This is a genomic window from Streptomyces sp. NPDC041129 (genome assembly GCF_055592265.1).
In genome coordinates this window covers 35687-60229 of sequence record NZ_JBVIYV010000015.1, presented here as the reverse complement: position 1 = coordinate 60229, position 24543 = coordinate 35687, and the positions used below count along the sequence as shown (strand labels likewise).

Here is a 24543-nt window from a genome sequence, read left to right as displayed (position 1 = left end):
TCTGGTGACGTCCACCGCGCCGTTCTCGGACGCCATGAACGCCATTGCCCGGCGGCAGCCGGGGCAGCGTCAGGGTCGGTCACCGGGTGCGGAGACTGCCGGTGTACACGTCCGTCCGGTTCAGTGGTGAGCCGGAGTGGGTCTCGGTGAGCACCGCCCGTACTCCCTTTCCGTCAGCCACCAGGCCTTGGTAGTCGCCGAGGAAGTAGCCCCCGGCGAACGGCGCCTGCAGCCAGTCGAAGACCCGCGAGATCCGTCGGTCGGTCCGGCGCCTCGGGTCTCCGTGCGGCAGTGTGGCCAGCTGGTAGGCGGTGGGCAGGGTGGTGGTGTCACCCGGCTTGAGGAAGCGCAGGTCGTAGTAGGTGAGCGCGACCGTGCCGCGTTCGTCGACCGCGATCGACGGTGAGAAGGCCGGCACGCCTTTCGGGCTGATCAGGTCGGGGGTCCCCCAGGTGCGTCCGCCATCGGTGGAGCGCACGAGCTGGACGGAGTCGAACCTGCCGCCGGAGAAGTCCGAGCCCTCGTAGGCCATGTACAACGTGCCGGTCCTGGGGTCGACGGCCGGGCTGGGCAGGGTGGCCGCGGCGCGCAGCGGTTTGGTGGGGTCGTTCGGGTCGACCTCCGGTACGGAGGTGTCCCGGGCCACGGTCGCCGGGGCGCTCCAGGTTTCTCCGGCGTCGGTCGACGTGACCATCGCGTAGTGAGCTTCGATGACAGTGCTCAGGTCGTCGGAGTAGGTGATCCGGTCGAAGAAGTCGTACAGGATGCCGGTGCGCCGGTCGGCGACGATCACATGGCCGATGGTCTGGGTGTTGGGCACGGTGCTGGTGTCGACGAAAGGGCGGCCCTTGCTCCAGGTGCGGCCGCCGTCGCGGGTGAGCGAGATGTAGCCGGGACCGTCGAGGGAGCTGGGGCCGGGCGGGTCGTTGTCGAGGCGATTCCAGACCTGGTAGGCGGTGCCCTCGCGGACCGGGTCGGCGGTGAGCGAGGGCTTGTCGTTGAAGAACGGCTGCTCGTCCACGTGTGTGGTGGTGAGGTTCTGCCAGGTGCGGCCGCCGTCGCGGGACGTGGCGGCGAGAAGCGCGCTGCGTGTGCTCCTCGCGAAGTCGACGCCCTCTCCGCCGGCGTAGACGGTACCGTCCGGCCCGGTGCTCACCCAGGGGTCGGAGGCCCGTTCGAAGTCCGCGCCGCCGGGGGCACACAGGCTGAACGGCAGCGTGCTCCGGTGGAAGGTGTGGCCGTCGGTGGTCCAGCCGGCTGCCAGCCCACGGGCGCCGCCGTCACTCCAGCGGTCCTGCTGGAACACGGTGACCACGCGCTTGGGGGCGCGCGGATCGACGGAGAGGTTCGGTTCGACCTCGGTGCCCGGGTAGACGATGCTGTCGGGGGACCTCGCCCCGATGGTGCAGTCCGCGTACGGGTCACCCTGGGACACCTTGATCAGTGGTGTGCCGTCGGGGTTCCGGTCCGCTGCGGCGGGCTTCGCGCCGGTGACCGTGAGGCACAGGAGTGCGGCGGTGGCGACGGCGGTCAGGGGCAGGAAGACGCGCATGCGGGTACTCCTCCGGGCCTGGCGGCCGGAATGCGGGACCGCCGTCATCGACGCGGCCTGGGGGCGCGGAGGTGTACTGGACTGGACCGGTGGGGGCGGGGCGACTCCGCTTGATCCTTTTCGGCGGTGTGGCCGGTGCCCTTGATGGGCCGAACGGCGGAGTCCTCCCCGGGGCCGTCGAGAGCAGGGCGGAGCCGACCGGCGGTGCAACGTGCCGGTCGGCTCCTTGGTCGTTCTGTTACGGCGCCGTCTCGGAGAGTGTTCGGTCAGGGCATCGCGAAGGCCACCTCGATGCGGACGGGGGCGCGATCAGCGCCCGCGCCGGAGGGTGGTCACGTCGTGCGCAGTGACGCCTCACAGCGTCCGGGGCATGGCGCCGCGGACCGTCTCCAAGCGGTGGCGGTTTCGGCTTCGAGGCGGTCGGCGTCCATTGTCGCTGGTGCCACGGCGTCGAGACGGGCGTGGGCGCGCCACCCGACGGTGGGCCGGGCGCCGTCACCCCCGTAAGTACCGCGCCGCGCGCACCGGCCGGACTGGTTGCGCGTGCACACCGATCAGGTGATCGGCTGCGTGGTCCCGTCTGGCAGTATGCAGTAGTCGCCGGCGTAGGGGCGTGATGTGATCTGTCCGCCGGCGGCCGTGCAGTCGTCTCTGCTGATGTTCGGAGACGAGGCGGCCTCGGCACTGACAGCGCCGACGGCGCTCATTCCGGCAAGGGTCGCCGCGGCGAGGGCGAGGCCCAGGAACTTTCGTATGCGCATGGCTTCCTCCTCCTGCCCAGTGCCTTCGTCAGGCGTCCGGGACACGTCTCAAAACGACGGAGCGGGGTGACGTCGATGTCCTGGCGTCGGGGCAGACCACCGGGCCGTGCTGTGTCCGGGGAGGCCGAAAGGCGGGTCCTCTAACGCGGTTCGTGGGCCGCCGCCCGGCAGGCACCGTTCGCGGCGCCGCCCGCCACTCCGGCCTCGGTCAGCCCGGCCACACAACTCTGCAGGTCTCCGACCACGCCACGGCTGCAGGCCGCTGTGACGGAGTCGGAGGCGGTGGCACCGGCCTGTGCGGCCATCTGCGTGCAGGCGGGGATGTCCGCCCGGACCGCGGGGGCGGCGAGGACCGCACCGCCGAGGGAGAGGGCCAGTGCTGTGAGGACACCGGCTGTACGGGTCGGACTGCGCATGGGGACCACCAGCTCTCCAGGACGTTCGCTCGGGACGTAAACAGAACTCGACTCGCATCGACTGCCGGTTGGGGGCCACCCGGCAGGCTTACTCGCCGCCCTCCCGTTGGTCACACCGCCCGCGATGGGGGCGAGGGTCGGGCTGGTGCGGACGTCGGCGATAAGGGTCGACGCGCGCACGGGACGCATCCGCCTTCCGCGTCGGTCGCACAATCCCGATCCCGGCCGGCCGGATTCACGCGGTAACGCCGCCCGACGACGCTCGGTGAGCGGTGCTCCCGGCCTGCGGGCTCACTGACCGGCGACCGCACGGTTCTGCGCTGCCGCCATTGAGCCCCGGCCAGGACATGGTCACCAGGCCGAAGGAGATGGCCCCGGACCGGATGAGACCTACTCGGACCTCCACTCGCGGGCTCCTCATCCAGCGTCGCATCCTCTCCCCCGCCCGTCCTGTGCAGCAGCGGCCCCACCCGGGCGTGAGCGCGCGCAGCGCGCGGTCCGGAGCACGCAGCGCCCCGGCCGCTCCCCCGCCGACGCGGCGGCCGTGCGCGATCGCTTGCCCGCCACGCGGCAGTCCCCGGTGTGCACACCTAGGTCACGGCTGGTCCTTCGTGCGTGCGGCTGAGGCTTGCCGGGTGTCTGCGCCGGAGCTGACGTGCCGCTGGGTCTCCTGGGGGCCGTGCCAGTCCAGGCACACGGCGGTGGCATCGTCTTCGAGCCGGCCGTCGGCGGCGTCCCGGACCGCGGAGGTCAGCGCCAGCGTGGTCTCCCTCGGGTGCAGGTTCCGGGTGCGCTCCAGCAGGGCGGACAGGTCGACCTGCTCGCCGTGACGTTCGAGCATGCCGTCGGTGAACATGAGCAGCCGGTCACCGGGCCGCAGGTCGAGGTCCTGCACACGGTACGGGTGGGGAGTCAGTTCAGACAGGCCGAAGGGATGGTCCACCTCGCAGGTGATCGCCTCCACAGTCCCGTCGCGCATGCGCAGCGGCCAGGGATGACCTGCGTTGACGAGCCGGGCCCGCCCGGTATGGAGATTGATGCGCACTAGCTGCCCGGTGGCATGACCGTGGCCATGTGCGATCAGCGCCTGGTCTGCCCTGTGGGCCTGTTCGGCCAGGTCGGTGCCCGCCCGGCGGGCACCACGCAGGGCGCCCACGAGGACCGTGGCGGCCAGGGCAGAATCGATGTCGTGGCCCATGGGATCGGTCACCGACACGTGCAAGGTGTCGCGGTCCAGGGTGTAGTCGAAGGTGTCGCCGCTGAGGTCCTCAGAGGGCTCCAGGTTCCCGGACAGGGTGAACTGTGCAGCCTCGCACGACAGCGACGGGGGCAGCAGCTGGTACTGGATTTCAGCTGCCAGGGTGGGGGGCTTGGAGCGTTTGCCCCAGGTGTATAGATCCGTGAAGCGACCGTTGGCGATCACGATGTAGGCCAGGATGTGGGCGGCTTCCCCAACCGCATCGAGGACGTCCTCACCAGGGCCGGTCGGCAGGAGCAGTTCCAGCAACCCGATCGCATCCCCCCGGTTGGTGACCGGCACGATCACCCGCTGCCCCTGGCCGGTCGCGTCCTGGTACAGACGCTGGGTACGGATCACCTCCTCGTAGACGCTGCCGAACAGGGATATCCGCTCTGCCTCGCGCCGACCCTCAGCGGGGGCGGTGGACAGCCGCGCCACCGCCCTCCCCGTCAGGTCCACGATGAGGAAAGAGACCTTCGTGGCCTCGAAACGCATCCGCAGGTCCTCCGCGATCACGTCGACGGCATCCGCCGGAGCCCCTGTCTCCGCCGCCGTCAGCAATCGGGGGAGTCCGCTCTGTCCACCACTCACGACCGCAGTCCCTTCCACAGCCCCCCACCAGCTTGGTGATCGCCACAGTGAGCGTCAATCGGTGAACAGTCACGCTCCGGCATTCGGCCGCGAACGCGGCCGCCACGGCTGCTGCGCCCAGCTCGCCGTGCATGCGGACGGGCGGGTGCTGGTGCGCTCCCGGCAGGGCACGGACGGACGCCTCGTATCCCCAAAATCCAGGGTTCGAGCGGCCACCCGCTGGCCGGTTGGCATCCCGTCAGTGGTCGGACGCTGCTTCCGTGCCCTCGTCCGGCCGGGGCATGTGGTGCCGCCGCTGGTCGGCGGGGCGGCGGACTTCATGGAGGTGGAGCAGGATGCCCCTGGAATGGTCGCGGGAGCGGCCTGGCGGGCATGGCACCTACTAGGTACCATCGGAGAATGCCATCACTGAACGTGTCCTTCTCCGACGAGGAAATGGAAGGCGTCCGTGCCGCCGCCGCCGCCGAGGGCAAGAGCCTGAAGCAGTACCTGCATGATCTCGGTGTTCGCGAGATGCATCGCAAGCGGTTCGTCGCCGGTGCCGCCGCCTGGGCCGACCGGCTGCGCGGCGAGTTCGACGAGGCGTTCCCCGAGGAGATTCCGCCGTCCCAGCGTGACGGGTTTGCGGCTGCCTGATGGTCCTGCACATCGATGTTTCCTGGCTGCTTGATGTCCAGGAAGCTGCGCTCGGGCACGAAGACGTGGCGGTTACGGACTACTCGGCGCTGGTGGCCGCCGTGGCGCGGCACAAGACCAAGATGCCGACGCTTGAGGCGTCGGATCCGGATGCCGCTTGGCGTGCGGCTGCACTCCTGCACACGATTGCGCGCCTTGATCCGCTCCCTCATCGCAATAGCCTTTTTGCCGCTTTTGTTGCCGCTCAGTACATGGATCAGTCCGGCGAGGGCATCGATCCGCCCTATGGCGCCCTGTCCGACCTCGTCCGCAAGGTCCGGGACACCCGTCTGAGCGTCTACGCCATCGCCGAGGCGCTGCGTTCCTGGCGGATCTGAGCCGCAGCGCGCCAGGCGACGGTCTCGGACCAGGCCCGGGCCGCCACTTGAAAGACGTACCGGACCGGACAAGGTTCGTGACGCGCAGGCCCGCGATCCCGGCGCGAAGGTCGTCAATGCCGTCGCGCCTCATCCCGGTCTCCACGAAGCGCAATGGCGGGCGTTGGTCGACCGGCGCGCGGGCGCGTGGACGGGCGTCGATGCCCGTCCACTCACTCTGCCCGCCCTTGTCAGCTCGCCACTCTCAGCTCACCGCCGTGAACGTGTAGCTGCCGGCCGGCAGGTGGTAGCTCGCTGGTCCCGCCGGGACTGCCTGGGCAGGGGCGACCACCGACTCCGGCCGTGAGGTGGGGACGGTCACGGCTGCGAAGGTGTTGACGGGCACGGTGACCTGAAGTCGCAGCTGTCCGTTGGAGATCGACCAACTGCTCGACGCGCTGCCGAACGGTGTGTCGTAGGTGCTGCGCGCGGAAGTCAGGCCGCCGCCGGGGCGCGGTGCGATCCGCAGCGAGGCGTAGCCGGGACTGGCGGGACCGAGTCCGGCCACGTGACGGTAGAGGAAGTCGCCGACCGAGCCGAGACCGTAGTGGTTGAACGAGTTCATCCCCGGGTCGTTGAACGAACCGTCGGTCCGGATGCCGTCCCAGCGCTCCCATATCGTCGTGGCCCCATGGTCGATCATGTAGCCCCAGCCGGGGAAGCCGCGCTGCAGCAGGATCTGGTACGCGGTGTCGACGTGCCCGTGGTTCGCCAGTACGGGCAGCAGGTTCTCGACGCCCAGGAAGCCGACGCTGAGGTGCCCGTTCGTCGCCGCGACCTTGGCGGCCAGCTTGTCCGCGGCCGGCCGTACCAGGGACGAGGGCAGCAACTCGAAGGCCAGGGCCAGCACGTAACCGGTCTGGGTGTTGCCGCGGAGGGTGCCGTCGTCCGTGACGAAGCGTGCGACGAAGGCCGCTGCCACCTGGTCGGCCAGCCGCCCGTAGGACGTGGCCTCGGAAGTGCGCCCGGTGGCCGCCGCCATGCGCGAGACCAGGCGGGCCGACCAGGCGAAGTACGCCGTGCAGATGAGGTCCTGCGCCGTGTTGTCGTTGACGTTGAGCCAGTCGCCGAAGGTCTGCTGATTGCGTATCAGATCGCTCCCGGCGGTACTGCGCAGATAGTCGACCCAGCTCGCCATCGCCGCGAAGTGCCGGTCGACGACGGCGACGTCGCCGAAACGCTGCCACAGCGTGTACGGGATGATCGTGCCCGCGTCTCCCCAGCCGGCCGTGCCGGAACCGCTGATCACGGCAGGCGCGACGTCGGTGAAGGCACCGTTGGACTGCTGGGCGTCCGTCAGGTCGTCGGCGAACTTGGCGAGGAAGGTGTGGGTGTCCAGGTTGAAGGTGGACGTCGCGCAGAAGGCCGCGATGTCGCCGGTCCAGCCCAGCCGCTCGTCCCGCTGGGGGCAGTCGGTCGGGATCGAGAGCATGTTGCTGCGCTCGCCCCACACGATGTTGTGCTGGAGCTGGTTGATCAGCGTGTCCGAGGTGGTGAACGTGCCCGGCTGCGCGGCATCCGTCCACACCGCGCGACCGATGACGGTGTCGTTGCCGGGTTTGAAGTCGGCTGGGACGCCGCTGAGTTCGACGTAACGGTAGCCATGGACGGTGAAGCGGGGCTCGTACGTCTCGGTGTGCCCCGTGCCGGCGAGGGTGAACCGGTCGGTGGCCTGGGCGGCGCGCAGGTTGGTGGTGTAGAGGGTGCCGTCGGGGTTGAGGACCTCGCCGTGCCGGACGGTGATGGTGGTACCCGCGTCGCCGCTGAGCGCGATGCGGTTCCAGCCGGTGAAGTTCTGCCCCATGTCGAAGATCCACACCCCGGGTTGCGGCTGCGTGTGCGTCACGGGATGGAACTCCTGCTGGACGGTGACCCCGTTGTCGACCTGGGCGACCAGATGGGGTGCGGTCCCGTCGCGGACGGCCGCGGCGGCCCAGCCGCCGTCGTCGAAGTCTGGGCCGTCCCAGCCGTCGATGTGCAGACGCGCGTCATAGGTCTCGCCGTGGTAGAGGTCGTCCGTCCTGATCGCTCCCGTGCCGATCTTCCAACTGCCGTCCGTCGTCACCAGTTGGGTGGTTCCGTCGGTGAAGGAGATGAGCAACTGCGCGGCGTACCAGGGCTGTGTGCCGTACCGCTGGGTGCCGGCGAAGCCCAGGCTGCCGGAGTACCAGCCGTTGCCCAGCCATGCACCGAGCGCGTTCGCTCCTTGCCGGATCTCTTCGGTGACGTCGAAGACCTTGTACTGCAGGCGCTTGGTGTAGTCGGTCCAGCCGGGAGCCAGCACGTCGTCGCCGACCTTCACACCGTTGAGCCGGGTCTCATGGAGCCCCAGGGCGGTGGTCAGGAGCCGGGCGGAACCCACCGGCTTGCCCACGGTGAATCTCTTGCGCAGCAGCGGTGCGGGCCGCGCGACCCGCACGCTGGATCCCCAGGGGCCGCTGCCGTACGAGGTGACCACGCGCGCCGCCGGCCACGCGCCGTCGTCGTACGCGGCGGCCTGCCAGCCCGACGGCGCGTCCTGGTACGACTTCCACGACGCGTCGGTGACGACGGTCGGGCCGCCGGTCACCGTCAGCTTGGCGACGAGTCCCGCCGGGGACTGACTGGAGTTCCGGCAGGCGATCGCGATCGTGTTGTCGCCGCCGGTGAGGTGGGTGGTCACATCGACCAGGGCGGCGCTCTTCCAGGAGTCGGTCACCCGGGGCGACGTACTCACCAGGGTTCCGTTGATCCAGACGTCCGCGGTGTCGTCCCCGGTGACGACCAGGCTCGCTCGGGTCGGCGCACCCGTCAGGCCGAAGGTGCGCCGGAAGTAACGGGTTCCGGCGGGAACGCCTGCCGCGGGATCGCCCTCGGCGTACCAGATCCAGGCAGCCCCCGACAGGTCCGGGCCCGACGGCCCGCCGATGAACGCGGCGCGCCACTCGTCGGCCGGCGCCAGCAGCCCGGTCTCGAACCACTGCGGCTTGCTCCACTCTCCCGCCCGGCCCTGGGCATCCCAGACGCGCACGCGCCAGAAGTAGCGTGCAAGGCTTGCCAGGGGACGGCCGGCGTAGGCGACGTCGATCTGCCGGTCGGACGGGACACGGCCGCTGTCCCACAGGGGGCCGGCGCCGTTGGCCCGCGACGAGACCTGGATCTGGTAGGCGGCCTGCCGCTGCTGCGGTGCCGTCGAGTCGAGCTTCCAGCCGAACCGCGGATGCGCTGCGTCGATCCCCAACGGGCTGGTGCGGTGCTCCACGGTAAAGGCGACCACGCTGAGCGGTGACGGCGCCGTGAGGTCGGGAGCGGCCACCCCGGTGTTCCAGGGAGCAGTTCCGTAGGCGCCGAGATCCTGGGCGGTGGGCCAACTTCCGTCGCCGAAGCCGGGCTGCTCCCATCCCTCGGGCGCGTCCTTGCCCGCCGACCAGCCGCTGCCGGTGACGACATCGGTCGTGCCACCGGAGGTCAGGATGCGCACCCGCCCGATGACACCCGCGGGGCCGCCCTGGTTCCGGCTCGCCAGTGCGATGGTGTTGACACCCGGTGTCAGAGCGGGCCGCAGGTCCACATACAGGGCCTTGCGCCAGGAGTCGGCGACTCTGGGGGAACCGGCGAGAGGCTTTCCGTTCAACCACACGTCGACGGTGTCGTCACCTGTGACGACGAGCTGCGCGTCGGTCACCTCGCCCTCGGCGACGGTGAATTTCGTACGGAAGTACCGGTGTCCGGCGGGGGCGTCGGTGCGCGGGTCCCCTTCCGGATACCAGATCCAGTGGGCCGGGGACAGCCCGACGGGCTCCGCCTGCGGCATGCGCGCACCCGCCTGGGCACGGGCCGGGAACGCGCCAAGGGCGCCTGCGGCGAGTACCCCCGCGGTCACCGCTGAGGCCGTGCCGAGGAAGTGCCTTCGGCTGACCGGCGGTTGGCAGTGGGGGGTGGGTGAGTCGGGAGTGGGGGGAGTGTTCTGGCTGTCCAACGGAGTTCTCCTTCACACGGGGTGGGCGAAGCAAGACGACTCGGCTGAGCGGCGGACGCGGGCGGGGGCCGTGGGTCCGGGGACAGGCTTGGCGGAGCAGAGGTTCGGGTGGAGCGGGCACGCGGTCGCCCAAGGAGCTGCTTGGGCTGCTTGAGCCATTTGAAACGTTTCAAATCGTTAATGCGGTCGCAACTTATGAGAGTTGGCGAGCGGCGTCAAGAGAGGCGTACCGCCGTTCCGGACGGCGCCCTCCCCGGCGTACCGGCCGAAACCCGCCAGTGAATTCGCGGGCAGCGCGCCCACAGACCGTCCTGTCGTGTACCGATGCCGTCCGCCCCGGGACGGCTCGACGAGGGAGGCGGCGGAGCGCCGGAGGCGCACGAGGCCAGGTCGGGAGACCGGACGATATCCCGAGACGCCGCGCGGTCTGGATGGCCGGCCCATGCACGAAGAGGCGGCGTTGCTGTTCCCGAGCGATGCGCTGCCCGTCATCGCTTCAATCACGGCGACGAGAAGCCGAGGTCGCGGCGGTGCGCCATCACTGCATGGAAAAAGGCCCGGATGACCGGGCCTTCTCCGTCCTGGTGGGAACAGGATTTGAACCTGCGACCTCTGGGTTATGAGCCCAGCGAGCTACCGAGCTGCTCCACCCCGCGTCGGCGGGGCCACTCCGCACACAGCTCCAGAGGCCGGCGGGGACGTCAGCCGCGGACGATGTTCTCGGCCTGGGGGCCCTTCTGCCCCTGCGTGACGTCGAACGTGACCGTCTCGCCCTCGACCAGCTCGCGGTACCCGTTGCCGGAGATGTTGGAGTAGTGAGCGAAGACGTCCGGTCCGCCGCCGTCCTGGGCGATGAAACCGAAGCCCTTCTCGGAGTTGAACCACTTCACGGTGCCGCTGGCCATACTGCGTCCTTCGATCTCGCCGGGGTTCCGGCCGGGGTGGGTAGCGGGGTCTTCCACTGTGGGAAGACTCCCGGCGTCCGTTCTACCCCGACCAGGGCTCCGTCATTCGATCATCTGTCCACGAGTTCTATGCGGTCCGGTTTCGGCGGCCCCGTAGGGCCGCCGAGCGAGGGTGAGGCCACGGACGTCCAGCGGCCGGGCATGGGCTGCCTGGTCATGCCTGCGGCTGGCGCAGATGCCTGGCGAAGAACTGGGCCGCGGCGTCTCCAGCGAACTGCGGGACGCCGGTGTGGCCGCCCATGTTGGCGTGCAGTGTCTTCTCCTTGGAGCCGAAGGTGTCGAACAGGTTTAGGGACGCCTGCCGGTCGTTCCCTTCGTCGTCCCACTGCAGCAGGACGTGCAGCGGAATGGTGACCCGGCGGGCCTCCTCGATCATGGCGGCGGGCAGGAGACTGCCGGCGAAGAGAACGGCGGCCGAGATGCGCGGCTCGACCACCGCCAGCCGGATGCCGACCGAGATCACTCCCCCTGAGTACCCGACCGGGCCGCCGATATCGGGCAGCGACAGGAGGGCGTCCAGAGCGGCCTGCCATTCAGGGACCGACTTTTCGACGAGAGGGAGGATGAGGGCGTCGATGATCTCGTCACCGACCGGCTCGCCGGCCTCCAAAGCCCGGCGCAGGTCGGCGCGGGCCTGCTCGGCGGCGGCCCAGCGGGGCCGGTCGCCGCTCCCAGGAAGCTCGATGGTGGCCGCGGCGAAGCCGTCCGCCGCGGCGTGCCGGGCCCGCTCCGCCAGCCGGGGGTACATCTTGCGCAGTCCGAGCGGAGGGTGGCCGAGCAGGATCAGCGGCACCGGTGCGGACGCGGATGCGGGCGTCCACAGGATGCCAGGGATGTCGCCGAGGGTGAATTCGCGTTCCAGGACGCCGTCGTCGAGGCGCTGTTCAGAAGTGAAGTGCACGGTCGTGCCTTTCGGGAGTGCGCTTGAACGGCGCTCCCGGACGACCTATCGCCCGACCGTGACCCCGGAGGGGAGCACCCATGTCGATACTGCGTTCACGGGTACCACCTCCTCGCTCTCTCGCACGGCCTCCGGGAGGCTAGCAACGGCCGCCATGGCCCGCCAACGAATTTTTGCGGCGGCTCCGTGGCCGGCTGGCATGGTGAGCTCCCTTGAACGCTGGTTACCCGCCAAGGTGCGCCCTCATCTTGCTCGAGGGCTACGGGGCTGGAGCACCAGGTCTCGCTGATACCAGGTGCCCGGCTTACCGCCGAGATGGGCCGGGTCGGCGGGGCCGACGGGCACGAATCCGGCTTTGGTCAGTACCTTTTGGGACGCGACATTCTGGCGGGCCGTGGCCGCTCTCAGTGTGCGCAGCCCGTCCTGGGCGGCCGCCAGTTGGCACAGTTCCAGGACGGTCGCGGTCGCCACGCCACGGCCGGCGACGTGCTGCGCGACCCGGTAGCCGAGTTTCGCAGTGTGGTCCTCGATGTCGACCAGGTTGAACCTGCCGAGTACCGAGCCGTCCTCGGTGACGAGCACGTAGAAGGCACAGAGGCCTGCATCCTGCTCAGCCAGCAAGGCGTTGTATCCGTCGGTGAACTGGGCGAAGAAGTCGTCGCCGCGATCGGAGACCGAGGCAGCGAAATAGGCGCGATTCGCCAACTCGAAGGCCAAGACCGCCGCAGCATGGTCGGCATGCAGCCGCTTCAGCTCGGGCACTCCTCAACCTTACCCAGGTGGAACGCCGCGGCCCCTGGCCGACCGCAGCACAAACCGGCGAAGGGTAAGGCCCCGGGCCGTTGTAACCGAGCGCCGTATCCGCCAGCGTCCGCCCTCTTGCGAGGAAATTCGGCCCACGGCTAGCCTCCGCCCGTGTCCTCCCTCGTCCCTTCCCTCCCGGTCGGCTACCGTTCGCGGGCCTCGACCACTGGCGACATCCCAGCGATTCACGCTCTTGTCACGGACTGCGAACGAGAGGTCTACGGACGGGGTCAGAGCGACATCGGGGCCGTGGCCGCCGATGTCGCGCGGCCGGACCTGGTGCCGGAGTCGGACACCGTCCTCGTGATCGATCCGGCCGGTCGCCTCGTCGCCCGCGCCTGGGTGGACCGGCGTTCCGAGGTGGATGTGCATCCGGAGCACCGGGGCCGGGGTCTGGGCGCCGCGCTTCTTGACTGGACGCTGGCGCGGGCTCGGCAGGCCGGCACCGCCCGGGTCGTGCAGACCGTGCCGGACGCGGACACAGCCGCCGTGGAGTTGCTGTGCGCGCATGGGTACGAGCCGCTGGTGACGGCCTGGCTGCTGGAGTTCACCATGTCGGCCGAGCCCGCGGTGCCCGAGCCCTCGGCGGGCATCACGGTCCGGCCCTTCCGCACCGGCGACGGGTCCGCCACGCACGTGCTCATCCAGGACGCGTTCGACGAGTGGCAGGAGCGGCGGCAGGCGTACGAGGAGTGGGCCGCCCACACCGTCGAGCGGCCCACGTTCGCACCTCAGCGCTCGGCCCTGGCTTTCGCGGGCGATCATCTGGTGGGCGCCGCCCTGGCGCTGGACCTACCGGGCACGAACGAGGGCCACCTCGAACAGGTCGCCGTACGACACGACCACCGCGGCCGCGGCATCGCCCGACTCTTGCTGCGCCACGCCTTCCGTGCCTTCCACCACACCGGCCTGCGCTCCTGCACCCTGTGGACCCACTCGGACACCGGCGCGCTCGACCTCTACCTACGAGTCGGCATGACGGTCCGGCACAGCTCCACGGTCTTCCACAAGGACCTCGGCGCATAGGACGACTCCGCAGGGGGGTCTCGCCCCAGCAATGCAAGTCCACCCGGGTGACCGGGCCGTGAGCTTCAGCGGCTGCCCGGTCCAAGCCTCGAAACCTTCCCATTCGCCCTACCCGTAGGCGACGTTGAAAGGCTGGCCGCCGGCCGCCCCCGCGTTGTGGCAAACAGCCGGATCTCGTAGAGTCACCAACCGTGAACACCGGACCGGCGCCAAGCCACACACAGATCGGCTATCCGGTGGAGAGCTGATCGTACGAGGGGGGCCAACAGGACACCCCCTCGGTTCGGCACGCGGACCTCCCGACGCTCGTGCACCGTGAGTCCCTTCTTCATGCCGAGCAACAACGAGGTCAGCCGAATGACAGTCACGTTCAACCACACCATCATCGCCGCCAGGGACCGCCACGAGTCGGCTCGGTTCTTCCGGGAGCTGCTGGAACTGCCGGAAGCACCGTCCTGGGGCCCGTTCATCAACATCCAGCTCAGTGACGGCGTACTGCTTCAGTTCGCCGAGCCGCCGGTGGACATCCAGATGCAGCACTACGCGCTTCTGATCGACGACGAGCTGTTCGACCGGGCGTACCGGCGACTGTGCGACAGCGGCATCGAACACTGGGCCGATCCGCAGATGCGACGTCCCGGTGAGATCAACCATGAGCACGGTGGCCGCGGGGTGTACTTCAAGGACCCTGCCGGTCACGCGATTGAGCTGATCACCCGCCCGTACCTGTAACCGAGAGCGTCCCTGGCCGGGCACCCACACATGGCGCCCGGCCAGGCCGGCCGTCTTCGTCCGCTGGGCGGCCCACTTTCCCTCGCGGCGGCTCGAGCAGGCGGCCTTCGGACTCACCTCGAGGACCTTCATCAGGTCTATGACATCGGTCGCCTCCCGCCGCGCCGTGCGCGATCGAGCGCTGCGGCGGCGGCTGCGGCTGCGTTCCACGAGCCGTTTGCGTCCTTCTGGGGTCAACGGGCTGTTGCGGTGCGTCATTCCGGTGCTTACGTCAGTAGTTCGGCGACGGCAACCGGGGCCTCACGCATTGCATTGTGGCCGGTTGGGAGGTCGTGCACTTGCCAGTCCGGATCCGCTTGGAGCCGGGTGCGGAGTTCAGTGAAGGGGGTGCGGTCTTCCCATCCCGAGCAGTAGATGAACTCGCGTCGGGGCACATGGTCGACGGCGCCGGTAAGCCGGATCGTTTGCATGAACGAGGCGAGTGGATGGGGACGGCGGCGGGGATCGCCACCGACAGGCGGAAGCACGGCGTAGCCGGTGCTCGCAACGCCGGTGACGAACGCTTGCCGGTAGCGCTCGGTGGTCAACATCCAGCACGACTCGCCGTCGCGCGGCACGTAGGCGTCGAGATACACAAGTCGTGAGACCCGGCCGCGGGCACGGTCGGCAGCGGCGGAGATCACCATCCCGCCGTAGCTGTGGCCGACCAGCGTCGCGTTGGCGATACCCGTGCGATCGAGGAGGCGTAATACGTCGTCGGCATGGGTGTCCAGGTTGGCGGCCGCGACCGTGGCGGTGTCGTCGTCGGGCCGCAAACCGGTCAGGGTCAGGGCGTGGACGGTGTGACCCACACGCTCCAGCAGCGGAACCACCGCGTCGAACGACCATGAGCCGTGCCAGCCGCCGGGTACGAGGACCAACGTCGCCATGGGCTTCTCCTCTCTTCAGCCGCTGCGTCGAGGGGCGCCGCCGGCGAGGTCCGGTTCTACGGGGCGCTGTCTGCGGCTCACAACCACTTCAGATCATCACGTCGAGGCACGGCTGACCACCGATAAGCTGCCACCTGATGCCCGACAGCCGCCAACCGCGTACAAGCACCGCCGTAACGTCAGTTGTGTGGCCGTCCGCCGGACGGCATCTCTGGGCGTCCGGCGGAGCAAGCGCAGTGCAGTCGCACTCACGTGGACACCTGGTGTACGCGGCCACCGGCGTCCTGGCAGTGCATACCGACCGCGGCACGTCGATCGTGCCCGCCAACCGGATCGCCTGGACCCCCGCCGGATACACCCATCGGCACCGCGCCCACGGCGACACCGATATGCGGATCGTCTTTCTTGCGCCGTCCCTGGCTCGGCGCATACCGGACCGTCCCGCGGTGTTCCTGGCCTCCGGCCTCGCGCGTGAGGTCCTGCTCGCCCTGACCGGGCCGCACGATCACGACCGTGCCGCACCGTCCTACAGCCGCACCGCCCGCTCCCGACTCCTCAGGGTCCTCGTTGATGAACTCAGGGAAACGCAGGAGCAGCCGCTGCACCTGCCGGAGCCACGGGACGACCGGTTGCGGTCCATCGCGCGGATGCTGTCCGAGAGGCCGGCAGACAACGCCTCGCTGACCGAACTCGGGAAGAGGACAGGAGCCAGCTCTCGCACCCTCAGCCGGCTGCTGCGCGACGAACTCGGCATGACTTTCCATGAGTGGCGCACCCAGCTACGCATTTACCACGCGCTCGTACTCCTCGCCGAGGGCCACGACACCACCCAGACCGCCTTCGCCTGCGGATGGGCCAACCCCAGCAACTTCATCGCCGCGTTCACCAACGTCATCGGCACCACCCCCGGCCGCTACCGAGCCAGCCGCCAGAACGCCGTTCGTGGCTCAGGTCTTTGACTCACGGCATTCCGCGGCCTCGGAATGCCTTCGCATGGACTCGACGGCTCAGTCCCGGCTCCGCGCTGCGAAGGGGTCCGCACGGTTCGCCGTGTCATGGTGCGTCCTGGTCCGCTGTAGCGAAGGCATGCTTTCGCGTGAGCGTGATCACAGTCAGGCTGAGGACTCCGAGCGCTGCCGCGGCGACGGCGTCGGCGGCGATGTCGACGCGCTGCAGGAGTATGCCGCCGATGATGCCGCCGAGTGCCATGGCCGCGTTCCACAAGGTCACAAGGATGGCTTGCGCGGTGTCGGCGATGGCTGGGCTGCGTCGCATCCCCGCCTGACCGGCTGCGGTCTGAAGGAGCGTGGGTGTACCGCCCCATCCCAGGCCCCACGCGACGGCTGCGACCCAGACGACGGCCTGTGCCGTGGTGGCGGCGAAGGCGGCCGTGGCGACGGTGAACAGGGTCGCGGCCGTCAGCGCGAGCCCACGAAGGTGTCTGTCGATGTGACGGCCGGTGTACCAGATGCTGACCAGGCATGCGATGCCGAAGGCCAGCAGGATCGCGTCCACTGCGGTGGCGAAGCCGGCGTGACGTAGGTACGGCGCGATGTACGCGTAGATGATCGTGTGGCCGAGGACGAAGGAGACGACGACGACCATGATGGCGGCCATCCCGGGGACCCGGAGCGTTTGCCGGGTGGTCGGCTTCGGCTCTTCGGCTGTTGTCGTCGGCCGGCTGAGGGCGGGAACGCTGAACCTGACCCATCCGAGGACGGCGGCGGTGATCACTGAAACGGCAGCGAAGGACGCTCGCCACCCGACCTGTTGCCCGATCAGCGTCCCGGCGGGAACGCCTAGCGACAGCGCCAGGGGGATCCCGGTCATCGCGATCGCGATGGCACGGCCTTCCTGACCGGGAGGCGCGATACGCCGCGCGTATCCCGCGAGGATGGCCCACGCGAGTCCGGCGGCGACGCCGGCGAGGAACCGTGCGACGAGCAGGACCGCGTAGCCGGGCGCGGCAGCGGTGAGCGTGTTCGCGACCAGGAAGACGGTCATGGCGCCCAGCAGCAACGGCTTGCGCCGAATTCCCGCCGTGGCAGCGGCCAACGGTATGGCGGTCAGGGCTGTCCCGGCGGCGTACACGGTGACGGCCTGGCCCGCCGCACCGGAGCTGACGCCGAGAGTGGAGGACATCTGCGGGAGGACGCCCGCCGGGAGGGTCTCGGTCAGGCTGGTGATGAAGACCGCGGTGCCCAGTGCCAGGAGCGCGGACCAGGGCAGGACGTCACGTCTTGTCGGAGAGGCTGTTGTGGTCGTCATGCACTGATCGTGAAACCCTCACATTGATGTGATGGTCAAGCTTGGGCCGCGCCGCTACTCTCGAGCTTGTGCGGATCGGTGAACTGTCCCGCCTGACAGGCGTGTCCCGGCGCCTGCTGCGGTATTACGAGGAGCAGGGCCTGATCGTGCCGGATCGGTCGATGAACGGATACCGTGACTACGATGAACGGTATGTGGACCGCGTGAAGCAGATACGAGGTCTGCTGGCGGCGGGGTTGCCGACCCGGATCATCAAGCAGATCTTGCCGTGCCTGGACAAGCCCAGGTCCATTCACTTCCCGGACGCGACCCCGGAGATGCTGGCGTTGCTGACCTCGGAGCGCGACAAGCTCACCGACCGGATCGAGGTGCTCACCCGTAACCGGGACGCGATGACCGAGTACTTGGCCGAGGTGGAGCAGCGTCGCGTCCCGGTCGCGCCCGGTCAACTGCGCGGCACTTGAAGCCAGTTCATCACCGGACAACCTCCTGGACGATCCTGTCGGCGTCGTCCGGAAGCACCGCGGGGCGCAGCCGAACCCCGATCAGGCCGAACTGCTCACGCCAGCGGGCGAGTTCCCGGGCGAGGCGGTCCGCGGTTCCGACGAACACGTGCGTGTCCGGTGCCCAGACGAAGCCGGCGGCTTCGTTCAGCCCGGCCAGCCTGGCCTCCGCGTGCCTGTCCGTGTCGCCCAGGACAACCGCCACGTCTGCGTACACCTCGGTCGCGGTGGCGTCGGGTGTCAGCTTCTCGATTTCTCGAAACGCCTTCAGGAGCACGGGAATCGGATGCTCCTGCGACGGAGTCACGAAGACCCGGTCAGCGACGGCCGCAGCGAGTCGATACGGCTCCAGGGCATGGTGCGCGAGCACCGCGACCTTCGGGGTGCTCAGCACCGGGACGGTCAGCGGGCCGGCCGCCGGGTACCTTTCCCTCCCGGTGAGCCGCAACGGCGCGACCATGTCCCGATGCAGGAACGTGTCCCCGGAGCTCAGGCTGTCGGCGGGAAACGTGCTCCACAGCTCGCGCACTGTTCGCACGTAGTCCTCGGCGTCACGAAAGAGATCCCGGAGCCGTCGCGCGATGCGAGTCGGGACGTACACGTCCTCGGGCCGCAGCTGAGGCGTCACCGGTCCACCGACCACCGTGGCATCGCGTGCATCGGCGGAAACCTGCGGCCGCCACACCACCCGGCCCGGCCCGATTGCCGCCAAGGACGCCATCTGAGCGGCGACGTGGAACGGGTTGGTGTGCGTCACGTTGCGCGAGACCACCACCTCGCTGATGTCTGTCGTTGCCAGCAGGACCGCTGCGGTGACAACGGGATCGAGCCTGCCGCGCACCCGGTCATGGCCCTGGTCGGTGGTACCAAAGCGGTCGGTCTGCAGGCTCAGGCCGTCCTCGAGCGTGACGAAGTCGATGCCGGCTGACGCGGCCGCGCGCCCCCAGTTCGTCCAGTAGCCGCCCTTGAAGACCTCTTCGGCATCCGTCACCGACGACAACAGCCACGAGGCAGGGTGCCAACCCGTGCCCTCCAACGCCAAGCCGAGCCGAAACGAGCCGGGGTTCATCGAGTCCCATTCCATGACTCGATTGCACAACCGTCACACCGATGTGAAGGTCAACCCGTCAACAGCCTTCTGACCCGTTACAGTCAGCGCCTGTTGCGGACCGAGCCGAAAAGGCTGTGGACGCGGGCACGTACCTGGTGCGGCAGCCGGTCACCGGTCCGGTTTTCGTGCCTCGACCAGCCTGTACGGATTACCGATGAGGCGCGTTCCTTCGGCAGGATGGGCGAATGACCGAGATCATCACGCCCCGTCTCCTTCTCCGTGGCTGGTACGACGACGACCTCGTGCCGATGGCGGACATCAACGCGGACCCACAGGTCATGCGCTGGATCGACGACGGCTCGGTGCGCGACCTGGACCACACGGCCGAGGACATCGAGCGGTGGGAGGAGGAATGGGACGAGGAGGGCTTCGGACTCTTCGCCGTCGAGTTGCTGGCCTCGGGCGAGCTGATCGGCTTCACGGGACTGTACGTGCCCGAGTTCCTGCCGGAGGTGATGCCCGCGGTGGCGATCAGCTGGCGGCTCGGCTCACAGTTCTGGGGGCAGGGATACGCGTCGGAAGCGGCGCACGCCACGCTGGAGTTCGCGCTCCAGGACCGCGGCCTGGACCGCGTGATCAGCATCAACCGGGTGGGGGACAACGCCTCCGAGAACGTCATCCGCAAGCTCGGCATGGTGCCCGAGCGGGAGACGGCACACCCGGTTCACGGCTACCCACTGCGCGTGCACGCCATCGATCTCACCGAGTTCCAGGCGTGAACCGGCCGTGGCGCCGATCGCCCCAAATGCGCTCTCTACGACGCGGATCCGCAGGGCTGGTCACAGACGCTGCGTGAGCGGGCTTCGCGCTCGAGCTGAGGAAGCGGGGGCCCGGCCGGATGATCAGGGCCGCAGCAGTGACCGTGCCCCAGAGGACTCAGCCGCGTCGGAGGCCGGGCCGGCAGACACTTTGCGGGGCCTGCCCGGCCACCGTGGACCGGTTCGACTGTGTTCCTGCCCTGCTCAGGCGGCGCGGCCGGCCTTGAGACGGGCTGCGGTGTCGACGACGCGGCGGGCCTGGTACCGGGCCGCCTGCAGGGCCAGTTCGCCGGGCGGGCCGTCGCCGGCTACGTGGGAGGTGCCGTACGGATTGCCCGACCGGAACTGAACGGGGTCGGTGTAGCCCGGGGGCACGATGATGCCGCCCCAGTGGTAGAACGTGTTCGCCAGCGCCAACAGGGTGGATTCCTGCCCGCCGTGAGCGGTGTTGGAGGCGGTGAAGGCCGAGTACACCTTGTCCGCGAGCTTCCCCTGGAACCACAGAGGGCCAGTGGTATCGATGAAGGTCCTGAGCTGTCCGGCCGGGTTGCCGAAGCGGGTGGGGGTGCCGAACAGCACCGCGTCGGCCCACTCCAGGTCGTGGTGGCCGGCCTCGGCGATGTCGGCGGTGCCCTCCAGGTGCCGGACCCACTCCGGCCTGGTGGCGATTGCCTCCGGCGGGGCCGTTTCGGCGACCTTGCGCAGTCGCACGTCGGCGCCTTGCTTCTCCGCGCCCTCGACGGCGGCTTGCGCCAAGGTGTGTACGGTGCCGGTGGAGCTGTAGTAGATGATCGCAACGTTCACGGGTGCCACGATGGGATTCCTCTCCGTATGGGTCTGATCGGTACGACGAGGCAGCCCTGCGGAATGTGAGGCGCCGTGCCGACCTCACAGTTCGGTGCGCCGAATCGTCGTAGACGGTGAGGCGAGGCGTCGAGGAAGTCGGTGACACCATGACGTCCGAGCCGGCACACGGCCGGCTGGGCCCGATGGCGATCATGAGCGAGCGGCGTCGGCTGACGAACCTCGCGTATCGGCTGCTGGGCTCCTTGGCCGATGCCGAGGACGTCGTACAGGAGACCTATGCCCGCTGGTACGCCATGTCGCCGCAACAGCAGGAAGTCATCGACTCCCCCGGCGCCTGGTTATCGACTGTCGCCAGCCGCATCTGCCTCGATCTGCTCGGCTCGGCGCGGGCAAGACGCGAGCGCTACGTGGGCGAGTGGATCCCGGAACCGCTGCCCGACCGTTCGGAGGGGATCGGCATCGCCAAGTGGCCGGGGGACACCACCGTCGACCCCGCCGACCGGATCACCCTCGATGAGTCGGTCGGTATGGCTTTCCTCGTCGTGCTCGAAGCGATGACCCCGGCCGAACGTGTGGCGTTCGTCCTGCACGATGTCTTCCGTTACTCCTTCGCTGAGGTGGCCGAGATCGTCGGCCGGACCCCTGCGGCCTGCCGCCAGCTGGCCACCTCGGCCCGCCGGCGCATCCGCGCGTCGCAGCCTGACGCGGCCTCGTCAGCCCGGCGCGCCGGCGTCGTCAGGGCCTTCATGCAGGCATGGGAGTCCAAGGACATCGACGCCCTCGTCGGCCTGCTGGCCCCCGACGCAACGGCGACAGGCGACGGCGGCGGACTGGTCACGGCCGCGCTTCACCCAGTTGAAGGCGCCGAGCAGGTCGCACACTTCTTCGTCGACCGGCGCGGTGCGGCGCCCGATCTGAGCCTGGTGGAGCGCAACGTCAACGGCCAGCCGGGGCTCGTCGTCCAACTGGACGGCGTCACCGTGTCGGTGATGGCCTTCGAGGTCAGCGGTGACCGGATCCGTCACATCTGGGCGGTGCTCAATCCCGACAAACTTCGCCCCTGGGCAGCGAGGTGACGGCTCGCCAAGGCAGCCGATGGAGGGCTGCGAACCCGAATTTCCGCGATGGGTTGGCGATGACGAGACAGACGATCAGTTCGGGGTTGACCTCAAGTCTGGTTGAGCTCCTAGGTTCGAGAGTGAAGATGTCGACGTATCGGAGAGGAACGGCCATGAGGACGCTGGTGCTGGGAAGGACGCCCGCCCGGGTGACGCAGGTGCTGGCCACGCTGCGTGCGGACGGCTTTGACGCGGAGGGAGCGAGCTCCGACGAGGAGGCCCGAAAGCTCCTGGAGACCGAGGAGTTCGGGGTGCTGATCATCGGAGGGGGCGTGGAGCCGGACTCCCGTGCCACGTTCAAGGAGATCGCGGCGAAGCACCGGGTGCGGCGGGTGATCGACGGCGCGCTGACGGAGCCGTTCGACGCCTATGTGCGGCGGGAGTTCGAGCCGCTGATCCGGGAGGCCGCCGCCCAGGGTGACGGTCATGGTCGTTCTGGACGTTGATCCGGGTGACGTCCTCACCGGAGCGGTCGTCCCATCTACCGGATCCCCGCGATCTCTTCGCCGATCTGCAGTCGGAGTGCGGTCAAGAGGTTCTCCACGGCGAGGTCTTCCACAAGGCGTCGGATCCCGCCACGCTGTGCACGCCCCATGCCTCGCCTCATGGCTCGAGTGAGCTCGTCCAAGCTTTGTCCGAACGGAGTCCCACCATCATGCCGGTCGCGTCCGAACCCACCCCTCGTGCAGTCCTGGCCCGCTATCAGCGGGCGATGCTTGACAGGTCCGCGGACGACCTGGCCGATCTCTACGCGCCCGATGCCGTCCATGAGTTCCCGTTCCTGTTCCCTGGGATGCCCGCGCGCTACCTGGGGCGCGAGGAGGTCCGCGCGGGCTATCGGGCGGCCTGGGGTGCCAGCCCAGCCCGACCGCAGCAGATCGGCGAAGTCGTCGTACACGAGAGCACCGACCCCGAGGTGATCACTGTCGAGCAGGTCGTGACCGGCACCGTGACCACCTCCGGGCGGCCCTTCAGATTCCCCGGTCTTCTGGTGATGCGCATTCGCGACGGCCAGATCGTGCACGTTCGCGACTACATGGACGGACTCGGCGTGGCTCATGCCATGGGCCGACTTGCCGCCGTCGCCGCCAGCCTCGGTGACCGCTCCTGAATGCCCGGCTCGGGCCTGTTGAGCTCCTCGCTCACCTCCCACAGCCGCGCCGCCGCCTCCGGCTCGACCGCGTAGGGCAGCACGCCGGGCGACTCGGCCGTGGCGTACCAGTCGGCCTCGGTTTCCGGGGCGACCAGTGGGCTGATGTCGCAGTTCTCGCAACGCCGCCTGGTCCGTCGAGCCGCGGGCTGGTGGCGCACCACACGCTGGTGGCCGCTCCCTGCTGGACGGTCTTGAGCTGCCGGGCGGGGTCGATGAGTCGCCCGGGTTCCGGCTTGTCGCCATATCGCCTCCGCACGCCCTGGGAACCCGTGGCGACGCGTGCGCCGGACCCGGAGCCTTCCCCGACCCGGGAGTCGCCTGTCACCGCAGTTGCTGGAATGCCTGGTCGGCATCGGCTACGGCCTCGGGGTGGACGTCTCGGGCGGCTCGACCGTCGGCGATCTTCTGCCAGTTGGTCCGGGCGAGCACCCGTTGGACCGCCAGTACCTGGGCGGCTCGCAGGCGTGCCTGGATGCCTTCGCCGAGGGCGCCCGCCAGCGCCTCCTCATCCTCGAGCTGGTACCGCGTGAGCCGTCCCGCCAGGCTCGGCGTGGTGAACACCAGCCGATGGAACGCCACCACCTCGGGATGATCGTTGAGCCCGGTGACGGGGTCGTACCGATCGAGGCCCGCCCGGAAGTGCTGGTGCAGCGCCGTCACCGGCTCGATGGCGGAGCCGCGGTCACGTACGACACGTGCCGCCTCGCCCTGGTGGTCCGCGAACCGGTGCAGCACCAGGTCTTCCTTGGTGGGGAAGTACCGGAAGAGGGTCGGCTTGGAGATCTCGGCCGCCGCGGCGATGTCGTTGACCGAGACGCGGTCGAAGCCGTGCTCCAGGAACAGCGAGACGGCCGCGTCGCCGATGGCGTCGCGCGTCCGCTCCTTCTTGCGGGCCCGCAGTCCCGTCGGCTCACTCATCTGACCACCGTAACATTCATGACCGCGTTGCTTTTTTAACCGAGTAACGTTTCTATGGACGGCGTGAATCAGAGAGACATTCCTCCCGTGCTCGTGACCGGGGCGACGGGCCGGATCGGCCGCGTCGTCGTCGACCAACTCCTCGACGCGGGCGTGCCGGTCCGCGCCCTCTCCCATCGCTCCGAGGCGGCAGCGACGCTGCCGGCGAAGGTCGAGGTCTTCACCGGCGACCTCACCGTGCCCGAGTCGCTCGACCCGGCACTGAATGGCGCCGGTGCGGTCTTCCTCGTCTGGACCGCCCCACCTCAGACCGCCGCGGCAGTCGTCGAGCGGCTGGCAGCCCACGTGCGGCGGGTCGTCTCCCTCTCCTCCCCACATCAGACGCCGCACCCCTTCTTCCAGCAGCCCAATCCCATGGCGGCGCTGCACGCCGAAATCGAGCGGCTCATCGCGGCCACCGGACTCGAGTCGACGATCATCAGGCCGGGGATGCTCGCGTCGAACTCGCTGGCCTGGTGGGCGCCCGCGATCCGGGCCGGCGAGGTCGTCCGGTGGCCTTACGGCGCCGCGGAGACGGCACCGGTCGACGACCGCGACATCGCAGCCGTCGCGGCGCGAACGCTCTATCAGGACGGATACGCCGGAGGCGACTACGTCCTCACGGGCCCCGAATCGCTGACCCAAGCGGCGCAGGTGGACGTCATCGGTGACGCCCTGGAGCGCCGGATCACATTCGAGGAGATGACGCCGGACGACTTCCGGCGCCTGTCGGAGGGGACGGCGCCCAGTTCGGTCGTCGAGATGCTGCTCGCCGCGTGGAGCGCGGCGGTCGGACAGCCCGCGTACGTCACCACCGCAGTGGCCGACATCCTCGGGACGGCGCCGCGAACGTTTCGCCAGTGGGCCGCCGACCACGCCACCGCTTTCACGGAAGGTTCGGAAGGTTCGTAACCTCGTCGACCGCGACCTGCGCCCCCGCC

The 24543-nt window shown here is 69.2% G+C and carries 24 protein-coding genes and 1 tRNA gene; 11 read left to right on the top strand and 14 right to left on the bottom strand.

What is annotated here, in order from left to right:
• Positions 1–79: 79 nt before the first annotated feature.
• The 4 genes from ACZ6B1_RS33345 to ACZ6B1_RS33330 form a co-directional block, all read right to left on the bottom strand.
• Entirely contained in the window at positions 80–1552 is a 1473-nt protein-coding gene (locus tag ACZ6B1_RS33345; protein ID WP_468784507.1) for a sialidase family protein, read from the bottom strand.
• Between the two features lie 554 nt (positions 1553–2106).
• Positions 2107–2313, bottom strand: a complete 207-nt coding sequence (locus tag ACZ6B1_RS33340; protein WP_468784506.1) for a hypothetical protein — start codon at positions 2311–2313, stop codon at positions 2107–2109.
• 140 nt (positions 2314–2453) lie between these two features.
• On the bottom strand, positions 2454–2729 hold the full coding sequence (locus tag ACZ6B1_RS33335; protein ID WP_468784505.1) for a hypothetical protein: 276 nt from the start codon (positions 2727–2729) through the stop codon (positions 2454–2456).
• A 595-nt stretch (positions 2730–3324) separates the two neighbouring features.
• Positions 3325–4464: a PP2C family protein-serine/threonine phosphatase gene (locus ACZ6B1_RS33330; protein ID WP_468784548.1), complete on the bottom strand. Its 1140-nt coding sequence runs from the start codon at positions 4462–4464 to the stop codon at positions 3325–3327.
• Between the two features lie 495 nt (positions 4465–4959).
• On the opposite strand from ACZ6B1_RS33330, the gene ACZ6B1_RS33325 reads away from it, so the two are divergent.
• Together ACZ6B1_RS33325 and ACZ6B1_RS33320 are read left to right on the top strand one after the other, a co-directional pair.
• Positions 4960–5196, top strand: coding sequence for a hypothetical protein (locus ACZ6B1_RS33325; protein WP_468784504.1), 237 nt, complete (start codon positions 4960–4962; stop codon positions 5194–5196).
• A complete protein-coding gene (locus tag ACZ6B1_RS33320) occupies positions 5196–5573 on the top strand; it encodes a toxin Doc (protein ID WP_468784503.1) in 378 nt (125 codons plus the stop codon). Before ACZ6B1_RS33325 ends, ACZ6B1_RS33320 begins: the two co-directional genes overlap by 1 nt.
• A 244-nt stretch (positions 5574–5817) precedes the next feature.
• On the opposite strand, the gene ACZ6B1_RS33315 is transcribed toward ACZ6B1_RS33320, so the two are convergent.
• The 5 genes from ACZ6B1_RS33315 to ACZ6B1_RS33295 all read right to left on the bottom strand — a co-directional run bounded on the left by ACZ6B1_RS33315 (position 5818) and on the right by ACZ6B1_RS33295 (position 12198).
• Positions 5818–9405: a family 78 glycoside hydrolase catalytic domain gene (locus ACZ6B1_RS33315; RefSeq protein ID WP_468784502.1), complete on the bottom strand. Its 3588-nt coding sequence runs from the start codon at positions 9403–9405 to the stop codon at positions 5818–5820.
• Between the two features lie 747 nt (positions 9406–10152).
• Positions 10153–10223, bottom strand: a tRNA-Met gene (locus tag ACZ6B1_RS33310).
• A 48-nt stretch (positions 10224–10271) separates the two neighbouring features.
• The gene (locus ACZ6B1_RS33305) at positions 10272–10475 is read right to left on the bottom strand and encodes a cold-shock protein (protein ID WP_014677112.1); all 204 of its coding nucleotides are present in this window, start codon (positions 10473–10475) and stop codon (positions 10272–10274) included.
• A gap of 214 nt (positions 10476–10689) precedes the next feature.
• Complete coding sequence (locus tag ACZ6B1_RS33300; protein ID WP_468784501.1) at positions 10690–11436, bottom strand: dienelactone hydrolase family protein; 747 nt, start codon at positions 11434–11436, stop codon at positions 10690–10692.
• 243 nt (positions 11437–11679) lie between these two features.
• Entirely contained in the window at positions 11680–12198 is a 519-nt protein-coding gene (locus ACZ6B1_RS33295) for a GNAT family N-acetyltransferase (protein WP_468784500.1), read from the bottom strand.
• Between the two features lie 291 nt (positions 12199–12489).
• Here ACZ6B1_RS33295 and ACZ6B1_RS33290 point away from each other — a divergent pair, with 291 nt between their 5' ends.
• Entirely contained in the window at positions 12490–13266 is a 777-nt protein-coding gene (locus ACZ6B1_RS33290; protein ID WP_468784499.1) for a GNAT family N-acetyltransferase, read from the top strand.
• A 357-nt stretch (positions 13267–13623) separates the two neighbouring features.
• Complete coding sequence (locus ACZ6B1_RS33285) at positions 13624–13998, top strand: VOC family protein (protein WP_468784498.1); 375 nt, start codon at positions 13624–13626, stop codon at positions 13996–13998.
• Positions 13999–14264: 266 nt separating this feature from the next.
• Here the strand turns inward: ACZ6B1_RS33285 and ACZ6B1_RS33280 are convergent, their stop codons facing one another.
• The gene (locus ACZ6B1_RS33280; RefSeq protein WP_468784497.1) at positions 14265–14927 is read right to left on the bottom strand and encodes an alpha/beta fold hydrolase; all 663 of its coding nucleotides are present in this window, start codon (positions 14925–14927) and stop codon (positions 14265–14267) included.
• A gap of 263 nt (positions 14928–15190) precedes the next feature.
• Between ACZ6B1_RS33280 and ACZ6B1_RS33275 the strand changes: the two genes are divergently transcribed.
• Positions 15191–15886: a helix-turn-helix domain-containing protein gene (locus tag ACZ6B1_RS33275; RefSeq protein ID WP_468784496.1), complete on the top strand. Its 696-nt coding sequence runs from the start codon at positions 15191–15193 to the stop codon at positions 15884–15886.
• 94 nt (positions 15887–15980) lie between these two features.
• Here ACZ6B1_RS33275 and ACZ6B1_RS33270 read toward each other — a convergent pair whose 3' ends face one another.
• A complete protein-coding gene (locus tag ACZ6B1_RS33270) occupies positions 15981–17195 on the bottom strand; it encodes an MFS transporter (protein WP_468784495.1) in 1215 nt (404 codons plus the stop codon).
• Between the two features lie 68 nt (positions 17196–17263).
• Between ACZ6B1_RS33270 and ACZ6B1_RS33265 the strand changes: the two genes are divergently transcribed.
• Positions 17264–17659, top strand: a complete 396-nt coding sequence (locus tag ACZ6B1_RS33265) for a MerR family transcriptional regulator (protein WP_468784494.1) — start codon at positions 17264–17266, stop codon at positions 17657–17659.
• A 10-nt stretch (positions 17660–17669) separates the two neighbouring features.
• On the opposite strand, the gene ACZ6B1_RS33260 is transcribed toward ACZ6B1_RS33265, so the two are convergent.
• Positions 17670–18782: an LLM class flavin-dependent oxidoreductase gene (locus ACZ6B1_RS33260; RefSeq protein WP_468784493.1), complete on the bottom strand. Its 1113-nt coding sequence runs from the start codon at positions 18780–18782 to the stop codon at positions 17670–17672.
• Between the two features lie 212 nt (positions 18783–18994).
• Here ACZ6B1_RS33260 and ACZ6B1_RS33255 point away from each other — a divergent pair, with 212 nt between their 5' ends.
• Positions 18995–19528: a GNAT family N-acetyltransferase gene (locus tag ACZ6B1_RS33255; RefSeq protein WP_468784492.1), complete on the top strand. Its 534-nt coding sequence runs from the start codon at positions 18995–18997 to the stop codon at positions 19526–19528.
• A gap of 243 nt (positions 19529–19771) precedes the next feature.
• Here ACZ6B1_RS33255 and wrbA read toward each other — a convergent pair whose 3' ends face one another.
• Positions 19772–20383 (bottom strand): NAD(P)H:quinone oxidoreductase, encoded by a 612-nt coding sequence (wrbA, locus tag ACZ6B1_RS33250; protein WP_468784547.1) that lies wholly within the window; start codon positions 20381–20383, stop codon positions 19772–19774.
• A 137-nt stretch (positions 20384–20520) separates the two neighbouring features.
• Here wrbA and sigJ point away from each other — a divergent pair, with 137 nt between their 5' ends.
• The 3 genes from sigJ to ACZ6B1_RS33235 all read left to right on the top strand — a co-directional run bounded on the left by sigJ (position 20521) and on the right by ACZ6B1_RS33235 (position 22603).
• Positions 20521–21450 carry an RNA polymerase sigma factor SigJ gene (gene sigJ / locus ACZ6B1_RS33245; RefSeq protein WP_468784491.1) on the top strand — a complete coding sequence of 310 codons (930 nt, stop codon included), beginning with the start codon at positions 20521–20523 and terminating at the stop codon, positions 21448–21450.
• A gap of 155 nt (positions 21451–21605) precedes the next feature.
• The gene (locus ACZ6B1_RS33240; RefSeq protein WP_468784490.1) at positions 21606–21938 is read left to right on the top strand and encodes a hypothetical protein; all 333 of its coding nucleotides are present in this window, start codon (positions 21606–21608) and stop codon (positions 21936–21938) included.
• Between the two features lie 209 nt (positions 21939–22147).
• Complete coding sequence (locus ACZ6B1_RS33235; protein WP_468784489.1) at positions 22148–22603, top strand: nuclear transport factor 2 family protein; 456 nt, start codon at positions 22148–22150, stop codon at positions 22601–22603.
• A gap of 363 nt (positions 22604–22966) precedes the next feature.
• Here the strand turns inward: ACZ6B1_RS33235 and ACZ6B1_RS33230 are convergent, their stop codons facing one another.
• Positions 22967–23563 carry a TetR/AcrR family transcriptional regulator gene (locus ACZ6B1_RS33230; protein ID WP_468784488.1) on the bottom strand — a complete coding sequence of 199 codons (597 nt, stop codon included), beginning with the start codon at positions 23561–23563 and terminating at the stop codon, positions 22967–22969.
• Between the two features lie 54 nt (positions 23564–23617).
• Between ACZ6B1_RS33230 and ACZ6B1_RS33225 the strand changes: the two genes are divergently transcribed.
• A complete protein-coding gene (locus ACZ6B1_RS33225) occupies positions 23618–24514 on the top strand; it encodes an NAD(P)H-binding protein (RefSeq protein ID WP_468784487.1) in 897 nt (298 codons plus the stop codon).
• The last annotated feature ends 29 nt before the right edge of the window (positions 24515–24543 follow it).